Source organism: Flavobacterium tegetincola DSM 22377 (assembly GCF_000425485.1).
GTDB classification, from domain to species: domain Bacteria; phylum Bacteroidota; class Bacteroidia; order Flavobacteriales; family Flavobacteriaceae; genus Flavobacterium; species Flavobacterium tegetincola.
Genome location: NZ_KE384384.1, coordinates 333,439 through 347,195 on the forward strand (window position 1 = coordinate 333,439; position 13,757 = coordinate 347,195).

A 13,757-nucleotide genomic window follows, 5' to 3' on the forward strand; every position below is an offset into this window, starting at 1 on the left:
TCCGTTTGTATTTATTGTAGACACAGCTAAATTTGCACTTTCTCTATTAGCGCAAACATAATGTCACTAAGTTCAGCGCGAGCGTCTTGTTCATTCAAATTCCTATATTCAACACACGTTAAATATCAAAAACAAGGCGCATTTTTCATTAAATTTGAAATAAAAACAAATGAAACACAGCGCTCTACTCCTACTCGTCCTACTGAGTCAATGGTCGTTTTCGCAAACAGACCAACGCATTTATGACATTATAAAAGATGTTTCTGCCGAAAGAATTGAAAGCGACATTAGAAATTTAGCCAACTTTGGTACTCGAAATACCTTTAGCGATACCGTTTCAACCAAGCGGGGAATTGGCGCTGCACGACGCTGGATAAAATCAGAATTTGACAAAACCTCAAAAGACTGTGCGAATTGCTTAGAAGTTTTTTACCAAAAAGACTATGTAACCACCAATGTTGGCGAACGTGTCCCGAAGGATACATGGATTGTAAATGTGGTTGCCGTACAAAAAAGTGCCAAGAAAACAAACCGCTACATTATTATGACGGGCGATATTGACAGTAGAAATTCGGACCCGATAGACTTCAAAAACGACGCTCCAGGTGCTAATGACAATGCCACGGGAATGGCGGGAACTATTGAAGCGGCAAGAGTATTGTCAAAATATAAGTTTGATTGCAATATTGTTTACCTAGGATTGTCGGGAGAAGAACAAGGCTTGTTTGGCGGAAAAGGCTTTGCCGAATATGCTCAAAAGAACAATTGGGACATTGTGGCTGTGCTAAATAACGACATGATAGGCAATATTGAAGGCGTAGATGGCGTGATAGACAACAGAACATTCCGCATCTTTTCTGAACCCACTCCGTTTATTGAAACCGAAAAAGAAAAGTCCAATCGAAGATATTATGGCGGTGAAGTGGATGGTATTTCCCGACAATTGGCACGCTTTATTCACAAAACAACACTTACTTACATGCCCGAAATGAACCCGATGATGGTGTATAGACTTGACCGTTTTGGCAGAGGAGGTCACCACAAACCCTTTAACGACATGGGTTTTGCTGGAGTAAGAATTATGGAAGCCCACGAAAACTACAACCGACAACACCAAGATATTCGGATAGAAAACGGAGTTAAATACGGCGATGTTATAGAAGGCGTGAATTTTGCTTACGCTAAAAAGTTGACTGCCGTAAATGCAATTACACTAGCAGCACTCGCTTGGGCACCAACAGCACCCAAAAATGTACTTATTGGAGGTGTTGTAGAACCCAACACCAAGCTAAAGTGGGACAAAACAGACGACCCAAACGTTGCGGGATATAAGATATACTGGCGGTTAACGACTTCTCCTCAGTGGGAATTCAGCCGAAATGTAGGAAATGTAGATAGTTTTGAATTAGAAGGTATCGTGATTGATAACTTTTATTTTGGCGTTGTCTCGGTTTCAAAATTAGGACACGAAAGTGTGGTGGTATTTCCTAATGATATTATCAGGACTACGTTTAGGAGGAAGTAGTGGCTGTCATTTTTTCAAATGAATCTTAGATGATTTCTTTTTAAGATTAATTAGATAAGTCTCGCAAAGGCGCTAAGACGCAAAGAATACCGGTTAAACTTTGCGTCTTTGCGTTTTGGCAAGATAAATTAGTAATTTAAATAAGCTCCATTAAAAAGTTAGTTGTTGAAGAACCGCTAGCTTTAAAACTAAAAAAGCCTGCAAAAATTGCAGGCTTTTGAGTTGTTATCCAAAAGCAATTTTTTCAAACGAATCCTAGATGATTTCTTTTTAAGTCTAATTTAATAAAATCTCGCAAAGGCGCTGAGACGCAAAGGATACCGGTTAAAGTTGGCGGCTTTGCGTCTTGGCGAGATAAATTAATAATTTAAATGAGTTCCATTAAAAAGTTAGTAGCGGAAGTATCGCTAGCTTTAAAACTAAAAAATCCTGAAAAAATTGCAGGCTTTTGAGTTGTTACTTAAACTTCTCCGGACTTTTGGTAAGCAGCGAAACCTATAAATTTACTCGTCTAATAAATTTCTAAACCCACATAATAGGTATTCTTTCTATCCCACATGCTTTTATCACGAAACCATTTAGCATTCGGGTTGCCTTCTTCATAAAACGCGAAACTTTTTTCATAAACCTTAAACGCGCTTTCCTCCGAAATACCAATGGTTTTGAATGCAGGTCCTGTTTTAAAACCAATAGCTTCATAATATTCCTTGTTAAAAGTTGAAATACTTATGAAAATTCCTTCAGCAGGAAAGTTAAGTTGTTGTTCTAAAGTCAGTTCGTAAATCAATTTGGTTTCGCCTTCTTGCAACTGAACCGTTATGTCCTTCACAAATAGCTGCCGAACCGGAATACCAATTAAGGTGTCTACGGTAAACAAGTTGATTTTAAAAGGTGCGAACTTCTGGCCTTTCTGTTTATTAAATTTTGCTTTACGACCTAAAGAAACAATATTATAATCAGTAGGATAAAGAATAATTTTTGAAATAAGTTTAGATGTATCCTTATTCTCGTTTGGAATAAAAATAGCTTTCATTAAAATAGTTGAAATAGGAGCTCCTGTTCCAAAGTTTTCCATAAAGTAATTATTAATTGCTCTTTTGGGGAAAATCTTCTGGTACTTTTTCTTTTCTCCAGAAACATTAACTTCAGTTAGTACTTCTGTGGATTGCTTTAAAAAAATAGTATCAGTTAAAGCATTTGTTCTCAAATCCAAAGATTGATAACCAATATAGGTAATCCGTATAGACGAAGCGTTTTTATTTAAACTAAAACGTCCTCTTGCATCCGTATGTGTTCCGCTTCCATTTAGAAAATCAATATTTGCTTGCTCAATAGGTCTTTTACTTGCTGCATCAAGAAGCAGATGTTTTTTACTTTGAGCGGTTGAAAACCAATTAACAAATAGTAAAACTGAGATTAGTAATTTCATATAAGTAATTTATGTGTTGCAGCGTCAGAACAATGTCAAGATTGATACGTACTATTTTGGCGTTGTGAAGGTAATAAAATCCAGACAGCAAAGTGTGGTGGTGTTTTCTTCTGATTATATTCGTGGAACGTTAAGGAGAAAATAATGTTAAACATTTTTACAAAATTTGAATAGTATTTCACCAAAAGCCTACTCTCTTCAAAAATCTCGCAAAGTCGCAAAGACGCAAAGGATACCGGTTAAACTTGGCGGCTTTGCGTCTTGGCGAGATAAATTAAATATTCAGATGAACTCCAAGAGAAAGTTAGTACTGGAAGAAATGTAAGCTTTAAAACTAAAAAAGACTGCAAAAATTGCAGGCTTTTGAGTTGTTATTTAGATTTCTCTATCCGTTCGATGAACTCATCAAAAAGATAAGAAGCATCGTGTGGTCCAGGACTCGCTTCCGGGTGGTATTGTACTGAGAAGCAATCTTTATTTTTCATTCGCATTCCTGCAATTGTACCGTCGTTAATGTGTAAATGTGTAATTTCAAAGTCAGGATGGTTTTCTAAAGCTTCTTTTTCAACCGCGAAACCGTGGTTTTGAGAAGTAATTTCACCTTTACCAGAAATCAAATTCATTACCGGATGGTTGATTCCTCTGTGTCCGTTGAACATTTTATACGTTGGAATCCCATGTGCCAATGCAATTACTTGATGTCCCAAACAAATTCCGAATAACGGTTTATTGGTTTCCAAAATTGATTTTGCTATTTCTTGAGCGCCAACTAAGGGCTGTGGATCTCCAGGGCCGTTGGACAAGAAATATCCATCGGGATTGAATTCCGCCATTTCTTCAAACGAAGTATTCCAAGGAAAAACTTTTATGTAGCAATCGCGTTGGTCGAAGTTACGAAGGATGTTGTATTTTATTCCTAAATCCAAAGCGGAGATTCGGTATTTTGCATTTTCATTCCCCCAAAAGTACGGTGCTGTTGTTGAAACTTTCGAAGCCAATTCCAAACCATTCATGTTTGGCGTATTTGCTAAAGCTGCTTTCAACTCTTCAATTGGAGTTCCATCGGTACAAATAACTGAATTCATAGCTCCGTTGTCGCGGATATAACTCACTAAAGCACGCGTATCAACGTCAGAAATACAAATTAAATTTTGTTCTTTAAAATAATCTTCAAGACTTCCGGAAGCATCTGCTCTTGAATAATTAAAGCTAAAGTTTTTACAAACTAAGCCTGAGATTTTAATAGAATTGGAATCTACTTCGTTATCATTTACACCGTAATTTCCGATGTGTGGGTTGGTGGCCACCATGATTTGTCCGAAATAAGAAGGATCCGTAAAGATTTCTTGATAACCGGTCATTCCGGTATTGAAACAAACTTCGCCAAACGTGGTTCCTTCAATTCCTATGGATTTTCCGTGAAAAATCGTTCCATCACTTAATAAAAGGATGGCTTTTTGTCGTGTTGTGTATTTCATTCGTTGTAGTTATTGTTGTCTTGTAGTTGTCGGGTGCAAATTTAGTTTTTTTTAGTTAATTGTACACCATTGCAATACTGTTTAAAAATTCAAAAAGATTAAAAGTAAGCCGCTTGATTCCCACTAACCCCGGGTGCAGTGGAAATCCTTGTGGACCGTTGTTCGGTCCATAAGGATTGCAGCGGAAAACGGGAATATGGACTGCTAGAAAAGCCCGAGCCATTCGCTCCTACTAATTCGTACAATTCAGATGAGAAGCTAAATTCAGCTTGACAAAGCTATAACCGTGATGGGATACCACAAAAAAAAAGGATAAACAACTAAATGTTTATCCTTTTCTATATTTAAAGTGTGAAATGCATTATTCAGCAGTTTCAGTACCTTCGGTTTCTGCAGCTGGAGCTTCAGGAGCTTTATCAGTTGCTTCAGATTTTTTAGCTTTTCCACCACGACGGCTTTTAGCTTTTTTCTCTTCTTTTTTACCACCGTTGTATATTTCGTTGAAATCTACTAATTCGATCATTGCCATGTCAGCATTATCTCCTAGACGATTTCCAACTTTAATGATACGTGTGTAACCACCTGGACGGTCACCTACTTTAGCAGCTACGTCTCTGAACAAGTCAGTTACGGCATATTTGCTACGTAAGTAAGCGAACACGATACGACGGTTGTGTGTTGTATCATCTTTAGATTTTGTAATAAGCGGCTCAACAAATTGTTTTAACGCTTTGGCTTTAGCAACAGTAGTGTTAATACGTTTGTGCTCGATAAGAGAACAAGCCATATTAGCAAGCATAGAAGCTCTATGTCCTTTTTGTCTGCTTAAGTGATTGAATTTTTTTCCGTGTCTCATGACGTGTTTTTTAATACTTTCATCTTGCTACAATCCTCTATGGAGAGCAAAATATGAAGTAATTTATTCTTTATCTAATTTGTATTTTGCTAAATCCATTCCGAAGGTTAAATTTTTAATAGCTACTAGTTCGTCTAGTTCTGTTAAAGATTTTTTACCGAAATTACGGAATTTCATTAAGTCGTTTTTGTTGAAAGAAACTAAGTCTCCAAGTGTATCAACCTCTGCCGCTTTCAAGCAATTCAATGCTCTAACTGAAAGATCCATATCAACAAGCTTAGTTTTAAGCAATTGTCTCATGTGCAATGACTCTTCGTCATAGGATTCAGTTTGTGCAATTTCGTCTGCTTCAAGTGTAATTCTTTCGTCAGAAAACAACATGAAATGGTGAATAAGAACTTTAGCTGCTTCAGTAAGTGCATCTTTTGGATTAATAGATCCATCAGTTTTGATTTCAAAAACTAATTTTTCATAATCTGTTTTTTGCTCTACACGGAAGTTTTCAATTCCATACTTTACATTCTTTACAGGTGTAAAGATAGAATCAGTAAAGATTGTTCCTATTGCTGCATTTTGTTTTTTGTTTTCCTCTGCTGGAACATATCCTCTACCTTTTTCGATAGTAAGTTCAATGTTAAGGTTAACTTTACTGTCTAAATTACAGATAACTAATTCTGGATTTAGAACTTGAAAACCTGAAATAAACTTTTGGAAATCACCTGCCGTAAGTTGGTCTTTTCCAGATACAGAAATAGTAACAGATTCGTTATCTACGTCATCAATCTGGCGTTTGAAACGCACTTGTTTAAGATTAAGAATAATTTCTGTAACGTCTTCAACAACACCTGAAATAGTAGAAAATTCGTGGTCTACCCCTTCAATTCTAACAGATGTTATTGCATATCCTTCTAAAGCGGATAACAAAACTCTTCTAAGTGCATTACCAACGGTCAATCCGTAACCCGGTTCTAAAGGTCTGAATTCAAACTTACCTTCAAAATCGGTTGAATCGATCATGATAACTTTATCGGGCTTCTGAAAATTAAATATTGCCATAATTTCGACTAAGTCAATTATTATTTGTTGTACAATTCGACGATAAGTTGTTCTTTAATGTTTTCTGGAATCTGCAATCTAGCAGGAACAGTAACAAAAGTACCTTGCATGGTATCGTTATTCCATGTAATCCACTCGTAAACGTGACTTGAATTAGATAAAGAACGTTCGATAGCCTCTAAAGATTTAGATTTTTCACGAACTGCAACAACATCACCTGGTTTAAGGTGGTATGATGGAATGTTTACCAACTCACCGTTAACTGTAATGTGTCTATGAGATGTTATTTGACGAGCTGCACGACGCGTTGGAGCGATTCCCATACGGAAAACCACATTATCCAAACGAGCTTCGCAAAGTTGTAAAAGAACTTCACCTGTTACTCCACGAGCTGCAGATGCTTTTTTGAAAAGGTTACGAAATTGTTTTTCAAGAATTCCATAAGAGTATTTCGCTTTTTGCTTTTCCATTAATTGGATTGCATATTCCGATTTTTTACCTCTTTTTTTCGCCTGTCCGTGTTGTCCAGGTGGGTAACTTCTTCTTTCGAAAGATTTATCATCTCCGAAAATTGCCTCGCCAAATTTACGAGCAATTCTTGTGCTTGGACCAGTATATCTTGCCATTTTTTATAAAAATTTAATTTAAGGTAGAGATTATGAATTCAGGTCAAATCCTTCGATAATCTGAGTTCTACCTTTTTGTTATACTACATTATTAGAATGCTGAAAAAAATTCAAGCATAAAATTATACTCTACGTCTTTTAGGAGGACGACATCCGTTGTGAGGCATTGGTGTTACATCAATAATTTCTGTAACTTCAATTCCACTGTTATGCAAAGAACGGATTGCAGACTCACGTCCGTTTCCTGGTCCTTTTACATAAACCTTAACTTTCTTCAATCCAGCTTCAAGAGCTACTTTACCACAATCTTCGGCTGCCATTTGAGCTGCATACGGAGTGTTCTTTTTAGAACCTCTGAAACCCATTTTACCTGCTGAAGACCAAGAGATAACTTCACCTTTTTTGTTAGTCAAAGAAATGATGATGTTGTTAAAAGTAGCACTAATATGAGCTTCACCAGTTGATTCAATGATAACTTTACGCTTTTTTACGGTTGCTTTAGCCATATCTACTTACTATTTAGTTGCTTTTTTCTTGTTCGCAACAGTTTTTCTTTTACCTTTTCTTGTTCTAGAGTTGTTTTTAGTTCTTTGTCCTCTTAATGGAAGACCAGATCTATGACGGATTCCTCTGTAACATCCGATATCCATTAAACGTTTGATGTGTAAAGACACTTCAGAACGCAACTCACCTTCAATTTTGTAAAATCCAACGGCTTCACGAATTGCTCCGATTTCGTCGTCATTCCACTCTTGAACTTTTTTATCTTGGCTAACTTGAGCTTTTTCTAAAACCTCAATAGCTCTACTTCTTCCTACTCCGAAGATATAAGTTAAAGCGATAACTCCTCTTTTGTTTTTCGGGATGTCTACCCCTGCTATTCTTGCCATAATTATCCTTGTCTTTGTTTAAATCTAGGATTCTTTTTGTTGATTACGTATAATCTGCCTTTTCTTCGTACAATCTTGCACTCGGCACTTCTCTTTTTTACTGAAGCTCTAACTTTCATATCCTTTAATATCTATAAGTAATTCTTGCTTTTGACAAATCGTAAGGGCTCATTTCCAGTTTTACTTTATCACCAGGTAATAACTTGATGTAATGCATGCGCATTTTTCCTGAAATATGGGCAATTACAATATGTCCATTCTCTAATTCTACACGGAACATCGCATTTGATAATGCTTCGATGATTGATCCGTCTTGTTCTATTGCTGATTGTTTAGCCATAAAATTAAGCTACTGCTTTTCTGTTTTTACCACTCTTCATCAAACCGTCATAATGTTTGTTCAGTAGGTACGAATTAATTTGTTGGATGGTATCGATTGCAACACCAACCATGATAATCAATGAAGTACCACCAAAAAACATTGCCCAAGATTGTTGTACATCCATAACACTTACAAGAATAGCTGGGAACACAGCAATTAGCGCAAGAAATAAAGAACCTGGGAAAGTAATTAATGACATCACTTTATCTAAAAATTCAGATGTTTCCACTCCTGGACGAATCCCTGGAATAAATCCACCACTTCTCTTTAAATCATCTGCCATTTTATTGGTTGGAACTGTAATTGCTGTATAAAAATAAGTAAACACAACAATCAAAGTAGCAAACACAAGGTTGTACCAAAATCCAAACATATTACTAAATGCACCAGCAATGGAGCGTGAAGTATCTGAATCTGACAAACCTGCTACAGCTGCCGGGATAAACATAATTGCTTGTGCAAAAATGATAGGCATTACTCCAGAAGCATTCAACTTTAACGGAATCCATTGACGGTTTCCATCTTGTTCAAATTCTCCTGATACTGTACGTCTTGCGTATTGCACTGGAATCTTTCTCACAGCCATAACTAAAAGTATACAAGCTACGATAACTAATAACCAGATAATTACTTCAATAACCAATAACATTGGTCCTCCATTGTTGTTTGTAATCGTAGAGGTAAATTCTTGAATGAATGCTTGTGGCAAACGAGCAATAATACCTACCATGATCAATAGAGAAATACCGTTTCCGATACCTTTATCAGTAATTTTTTCACCCAACCACATTGCAAATATTGTTCCTGTAACTAAAATAGCTACAGAAGAAAATAAGAATGAAAATTGTGAAATCAATTCAGGGTTTGATGAAGCAATAATTGCATTTGGAATCGTTCTGTACAAGTTATAGATATAACCTGGCGCTTGAACTAGTGTGATTCCAATCGTTAACCAACGTGTAATCTGGTTGATTTTTGTTCTTCCACTTTCACCATCTTTTTGTAGTTTTTGCAAATAAGGAACTGCTATTCCCATCAATTGCACTACAATAGATGCAGAAATGTAAGGCATAATACCCAACGCAAATACAGATGCTTTTGAAAAAGCTCCACCGGTAAACATATCAAGAATTGAACCAATTCCACTTTCTGTCTGTCCGGATAAGTTTGTCAATTGAGTAGCATCAATACCTGGAAGCGTAACATGCGCTCCAAATCGATAAACAACTAACAGTCCTAATGTAATCAGGATTCTGTTTTTCAGTTCCTCGATTTTCCAAACATTACTAAATGATTCTAAAAATTTCTTCATATTGCTAAAAAAATTATAATGTTACAGCTTCACCACCTGCAGCTTCAATAGCCGCTTTTGCAGTAGCAGTAAATTTGTGAGCAGTTACTTTTATTTTAGCAGTCAACTCTCCTCTTCCTAAAATCTTAACAATCTCATGTTTTCTAGCCAAACGGTTTGAAACAAAAACAGTCATATCAACTGTATCTATAATCGTACCATTGTCTACCATCATTTGAAGTGTATCAAGATTCACACCTTCGTAATCTTTACGATTGATGTTTGTAAAACCAAACTTAGGCACACGTCTTTGAAGTGGCATTTGCCCTCCCTCAAAACCAATCTTTTTCGAATAACCAGAACGAGATTTTGCTCCTTTGTGACCTCTTGCAGAAGTACCACCTTTTCCAGAACCTTCTCCTCTACCTAATCTTTTATTTTGATTGTGTGTTGAACCTTCAGCTGGTTGTAAGTTACTTAAATTCATAACTAATATTTGTTATTTAGCTTCCTCTACAGAAACTAAGTGTTTAACTTTGTTTATCATCCCAAGGATAGCAGGATTTGAATCGTGCTCTACAACTTGTCCCATTTTACGAAGTCCTAAAGCCTCTAATCCTCTTTTTTGAGTAAGTGGACAGTTGATTTGACTTCGAACTTGTTTTACTAATAACTTCGCCATAATTTCCTTGAATTAACCTTTAAAAACTTTTTCTAAAGAAACACCTCTTTGTTTTGCAACAGTGTAAGCGCTTCTCATTTGTAACAAAGCATCGAAAGTTGCTTTAACTACGTTGTGCGGATTTGAAGATCCTTGAGATTTAGACAATACATCGTGAATACCTACTGATTCAAGCACTGAACGAACAGAACCACCAGCAATAACTCCTGTACCATGAGAGGCTGGAATTAAGTGTACACGTGCACCACTAAATTTACCTTTTTGTTCGTGAGGAACTGAATGACCATTCAAAGGAATTCTCACAAGATTTTTCTTAGCATCTTCTACTGCTTTCGCAATTGCTTCAGAAACATCTTTAGATTTACCTAAACCATGACCAACAACTCCATTTTCATCACCTACCACTACAATTGCAGAAAAACCGAAAGCTCTACCACCTTTTGTAACTTTAGTAACACGATTCACACTCACCAAACGATCTTTCAATTCAAGTCCGCTAGGTTTTACCAATTCTACATTTTTATAATTAGACATACTATATTAGAATTTAAGTCCAGCGGCTCTAGCGCCTTCTGCTAATGATTGGATACGTCCGTGGTATAAATAACCACCTCTATCGAAAGTTACTGTTTCGATTCCAGCTGCAACAGCTTTCTCGGCAACAAGTTTTCCAACAGCTGAAGCGATTTCAACGTTTGTACCTTTATTTACTCCTTTTTCTCTTGAAGATGCAGCTAACAAAGTTTTACCAGATACGTCATCAATAATTTGAGCGTAAATTTCTTTGTTACTTCTGAATACAGAAAGTCTTGGTCTTGCAGCAGTACCGCTTACAATCTTTCTAATTCTGAATTTAATTCTCTGTCTTCTATCAGATTTTGTTAATGACATAATCTTATGTTTTTAAGCGGATTTACCTGCTTTTCTTCTTAATACTTCACCTACGAATTTCACACCTTTACCTTTGTACGGTTCTGGTTTACGGAAACCTCTAATTTTTGCAGCGATTGCTCCTAATAATTGCTTATCATGAGAAGTTAGCTTTACAATTGGATTCTTACCTTTTTCAGAAATAGTTTCCAAAGTAACTTCTGGAGCTACCATCAAAACGATGTTGTGAGAAAAACCTAAAGCTAAATCAAGTTTTTGACCTTGATTAGAAGCTCTGTAACCAACTCCAACTAATTCTAAAGATTTAGTAAAACCTTCTGACACACCGATAATCATGTTATTGACTAATGATCTGTACAATCCGTGCTTTGCTCTATGGTCTTTATGATCTGACGATCTTTCAACCTGAACTTGACCTTCTTCAACTTTCACAGTTACGTCTGAAAACTCTTGTGTAAGTTGTCCTAATTTTCCTTTAACAGTAATCACACCATTTGCAACTTCAACAGTTACACCAGCGGGGATTACAACGGGACTTTTTCCTATTCTTGACATCTCTCTTTAGTTTTTTTAGTATACGTAACAAATTACTTCGCCACCAATATTTAATTGTTTAGCTTGCTTTCCAGTCATCAAACCTTTTGATGTAGAAACAATTGCAATACCAAGACCGTTAAGGATTCTAGGTAATTTAGAAGCACCTGCGTACTTACGTAAACCTGGTTTACTAATTCTTTGGATATCTTTGATAACCGGCTCTTTAGTCTCTTTATCGTACTTCAAAGCGATTTTGATACTACCTTGAACGGCATTATCTTCAAACTTGTAACTCAAGATATAACCTTGATCGAATAAGATCTTGGTAATCTCTTTTTTCAGATTAGACGCAGGAATTTCAACGACTTTGTGGTTTGCTGCCACAGCGTTTCTTACTCTTGTCAAATAATCCGCAATAGGATCTGTATACATATGTATTAAATTGCGATTTTGGTATTCTGCCGGACCATCCGGAAGAACCTGAAACCATTAAAACTCTAATCTATAACGAACAGACAGTTGTGAGTTCGCGACCAAAGGCCGGCAAACTTACAACTATCTGTTGAAATATCAAAATGATAAACAATATTTTACCAACTTGCTTTTTTTACACCTGGAATTAATCCATTATTTGCCATTTCACGGAATGTTACACGTGAAATACCAAACTGGCGCATATAACCTCTTGGTCTTCCTGTTAATTTGCAACGGTTGTGCAAACGAACCGGTGAAGCGTTTTTCGGTAATTTCTGCAAACCTTCGAAATCTCCAGCTTCTTTCAAAGCTTTTCTTTTCTCAGCATACTTTGCTACCGTTTTTTCTCTTTTCACCTCACGGGCTTTCATTGATTCTTTAGCCATGTCTTAATTCTTTTTAAAAGGTAATCCTAATTCAGTCAACAATGATTTCGCTTCTTTATCTGTCGCAGCAGATGTAACGAAGGTAATATCCATTCCTGTAATTTTGTTTACTTTGTCAATATCAATTTCTGGGAAAATGATTTGCTCTAAAACTCCAAGGTTATAGTTTCCTCTTCCGTCAAATCCAGTAGCTTTGATACCACTGAAATCACGTACACGTGGCAAAGCTGAAGTTACAAGTCTATCTAAAAACTCGTACATTCTTTCACCGCGCAAAGTCACTTTTGCTCCAATAGGCATTCCTTTTCTCAATTTAAAAGACGCAACATCTTTCTTAGAGATCGTAGAAACTGCTTTTTGACCTGTAATTTTAGTCAATTCTTCAACAGCATAATCAATTAATTTCTTATCTGATACTGCTGCTCCAACTCCTTTACTCAAAACGATTTTTTCCAATTTTGGAACTTGCATTACGTTTGTGTAACCGAATTCTTCCTTAAGAGCAGAGACAACTCTACTCTTATATTCTTCTTTTAGTCTAGGTGTATATGCCATCACTATAGTACTTGATTAGATTTTTTTGAAAATCTTACTTTCTTATCTCCGTCCATTCTAAAACCTACTTTTGTAGTAGCTTTAGTTTTTGTATCTACTAATGCAACATTAGAGATTTGGATTGGAGCCTCTTTCTTAACGATTCCTCCTTGAGGGCTTTTTGCACTTGGTTTAGTATGTTTACTAACCATGTTTACACCTTCAACAATCGCTTTGTTCTTTTCACGATCTACTTTTACAACTTTACCTTCAGCACCTTTATGGTCTCCAGCAATAACTCTAACAGTATCTCCTGATTTTATTTTTAGCTTTATCATCTTACAACTAATTAAAGCACTTCTGGTGCTAATGATACAATCTTCATGAATTGTTTTTCACGAAGTTCTCTTGCTACTGGACCAAAAACACGAGTTCCTCTCATCTCACCTGCTGCGTTCAAAAGAACACAAGCATTGTCATCAAATCGGATGTAAGAACCGTCGGCTCTTCTCACTTCTTTTCTGGTACGTACCACAACTGCAGTGGATACTGCTCCTTTTTTAACGCTTCCGTTAGGAGAAGTATCTTTAATAGATACTACAATCTTGTCACCAACAGAGGCATACCTTCTTTTGGTACCTCCTAAAACACGGATAGTTAAAACTTCTTTAGCTCCTGTGTTATCTGCTACTTTTAGTCTTGATTCTTGTTGTACCATAA

The 13,757-nt window shown here is 36.4% G+C and carries 21 protein-coding genes; 1 reads left to right on the forward strand and 20 read right to left on the reverse strand.

Features of this window, described 5'->3' with window-relative positions; genetic code table 11:
* Positions 1-169: 169 nt before the first annotated feature.
* Entirely contained in the window at positions 170-1,525 is a 1,356-nt protein-coding gene (locus tag H602_RS0112980) for a M28 family peptidase (RefSeq protein ID WP_026978389.1), read from the forward strand.
* A gap of 511 nt (positions 1,526-2,036) precedes the next feature.
* Here the strand turns inward: H602_RS0112980 and H602_RS0112990 are convergent.
* The 20 genes from H602_RS0112990 to rplN form a co-directional block, all read right to left on the reverse strand.
* Positions 2,037-2,954 (reverse strand): peptidase associated/transthyretin-like domain-containing protein, encoded by a 918-nt coding sequence (locus tag H602_RS0112990; RefSeq protein WP_026978390.1) that lies wholly within the window; start codon positions 2,952-2,954, stop codon positions 2,037-2,039.
* A 371-nt stretch (positions 2,955-3,325) separates the two neighbouring features.
* Positions 3,326-4,432, reverse strand: a complete 1,107-nt coding sequence (gene carA, locus H602_RS0112995; protein ID WP_026978391.1) for a glutamine-hydrolyzing carbamoyl-phosphate synthase small subunit — start codon at positions 4,430-4,432, stop codon at positions 3,326-3,328.
* A 361-nt stretch (positions 4,433-4,793) separates the two neighbouring features.
* Entirely contained in the window at positions 4,794-5,288 is a 495-nt protein-coding gene (rplQ, locus tag H602_RS0113005) for a 50S ribosomal protein L17 (RefSeq protein ID WP_026978392.1), read from the reverse strand.
* Between the two features lie 63 nt (positions 5,289-5,351).
* Entirely contained in the window at positions 5,352-6,344 is a 993-nt protein-coding gene (locus H602_RS0113010; RefSeq protein WP_022828380.1) for a DNA-directed RNA polymerase subunit alpha, read from the reverse strand.
* A gap of 20 nt (positions 6,345-6,364) precedes the next feature.
* On the reverse strand, positions 6,365-6,970 hold the full coding sequence (rpsD, locus tag H602_RS0113015) for a 30S ribosomal protein S4 (RefSeq protein WP_026978393.1): 606 nt from the start codon (positions 6,968-6,970) through the stop codon (positions 6,365-6,367).
* Positions 6,971-7,092: 122 nt separating this feature from the next.
* On the reverse strand, positions 7,093-7,476 hold the full coding sequence (gene rpsK, locus H602_RS0113020) for a 30S ribosomal protein S11 (protein WP_026978394.1): 384 nt from the start codon (positions 7,474-7,476) through the stop codon (positions 7,093-7,095).
* Positions 7,477-7,485: 9 nt separating this feature from the next.
* Positions 7,486-7,860, reverse strand: a complete 375-nt coding sequence (gene rpsM, locus H602_RS0113025) for a 30S ribosomal protein S13 (RefSeq protein WP_022828377.1) — start codon at positions 7,858-7,860, stop codon at positions 7,486-7,488.
* A 2-nt stretch (positions 7,861-7,862) separates the two neighbouring features.
* Positions 7,863-7,979: a type B 50S ribosomal protein L36 gene (ykgO, locus tag H602_RS19695; protein ID WP_073370549.1), complete on the reverse strand. Its 117-nt coding sequence runs from the start codon at positions 7,977-7,979 to the stop codon at positions 7,863-7,865.
* A gap of 5 nt (positions 7,980-7,984) precedes the next feature.
* Positions 7,985-8,200 carry a translation initiation factor IF-1 gene (infA, locus tag H602_RS0113030; RefSeq protein ID WP_007136545.1) on the reverse strand — a complete coding sequence of 72 codons (216 nt, stop codon included), beginning with the start codon at positions 8,198-8,200 and terminating at the stop codon, positions 7,985-7,987.
* A 4-nt stretch (positions 8,201-8,204) separates the two neighbouring features.
* Positions 8,205-9,554 carry a preprotein translocase subunit SecY gene (gene secY, locus H602_RS0113035; protein ID WP_026978395.1) on the reverse strand — a complete coding sequence of 450 codons (1,350 nt, stop codon included), beginning with the start codon at positions 9,552-9,554 and terminating at the stop codon, positions 8,205-8,207.
* Between the two features lie 13 nt (positions 9,555-9,567).
* Positions 9,568-10,020 carry a 50S ribosomal protein L15 gene (gene rplO, locus H602_RS0113040; protein WP_026978396.1) on the reverse strand — a complete coding sequence of 151 codons (453 nt, stop codon included), beginning with the start codon at positions 10,018-10,020 and terminating at the stop codon, positions 9,568-9,570.
* A 12-nt stretch (positions 10,021-10,032) separates the two neighbouring features.
* Positions 10,033-10,215, reverse strand: a complete 183-nt coding sequence (gene rpmD, locus H602_RS0113045) for a 50S ribosomal protein L30 (RefSeq protein ID WP_026978397.1) — start codon at positions 10,213-10,215, stop codon at positions 10,033-10,035.
* A gap of 12 nt (positions 10,216-10,227) precedes the next feature.
* The gene (gene rpsE / locus H602_RS0113050; protein WP_026978398.1) at positions 10,228-10,749 is read right to left on the reverse strand and encodes a 30S ribosomal protein S5; all 522 of its coding nucleotides are present in this window, start codon (positions 10,747-10,749) and stop codon (positions 10,228-10,230) included.
* A 6-nt stretch (positions 10,750-10,755) separates the two neighbouring features.
* On the reverse strand, positions 10,756-11,106 hold the full coding sequence (gene rplR / locus H602_RS0113055) for a 50S ribosomal protein L18 (protein WP_026978399.1): 351 nt from the start codon (positions 11,104-11,106) through the stop codon (positions 10,756-10,758).
* A gap of 12 nt (positions 11,107-11,118) precedes the next feature.
* A complete protein-coding gene (rplF, locus tag H602_RS0113060; RefSeq protein WP_026978400.1) occupies positions 11,119-11,661 on the reverse strand; it encodes a 50S ribosomal protein L6 in 543 nt (180 codons plus the stop codon).
* A 15-nt stretch (positions 11,662-11,676) separates the two neighbouring features.
* Positions 11,677-12,075, reverse strand: coding sequence for a 30S ribosomal protein S8 (rpsH, locus tag H602_RS0113065; protein WP_026978401.1), 399 nt, complete (start codon positions 12,073-12,075; stop codon positions 11,677-11,679).
* Positions 12,076-12,233: 158 nt separating this feature from the next.
* Positions 12,234-12,503, reverse strand: coding sequence for a 30S ribosomal protein S14 (rpsN, locus tag H602_RS0113070; protein WP_026978402.1), 270 nt, complete (start codon positions 12,501-12,503; stop codon positions 12,234-12,236).
* A 3-nt stretch (positions 12,504-12,506) separates the two neighbouring features.
* On the reverse strand, positions 12,507-13,058 hold the full coding sequence (gene rplE / locus H602_RS0113075) for a 50S ribosomal protein L5 (RefSeq protein ID WP_026978403.1): 552 nt from the start codon (positions 13,056-13,058) through the stop codon (positions 12,507-12,509).
* A gap of 2 nt (positions 13,059-13,060) precedes the next feature.
* Positions 13,061-13,375 (reverse strand): 50S ribosomal protein L24, encoded by a 315-nt coding sequence (rplX, locus tag H602_RS0113080; RefSeq protein WP_026978404.1) that lies wholly within the window; start codon positions 13,373-13,375, stop codon positions 13,061-13,063.
* A gap of 11 nt (positions 13,376-13,386) precedes the next feature.
* Complete coding sequence (gene rplN, locus H602_RS0113085) at positions 13,387-13,755, reverse strand: 50S ribosomal protein L14 (protein WP_026978405.1); 369 nt, start codon at positions 13,753-13,755, stop codon at positions 13,387-13,389.
* Between the last annotated feature and the right edge of the window lie 2 nt (positions 13,756-13,757).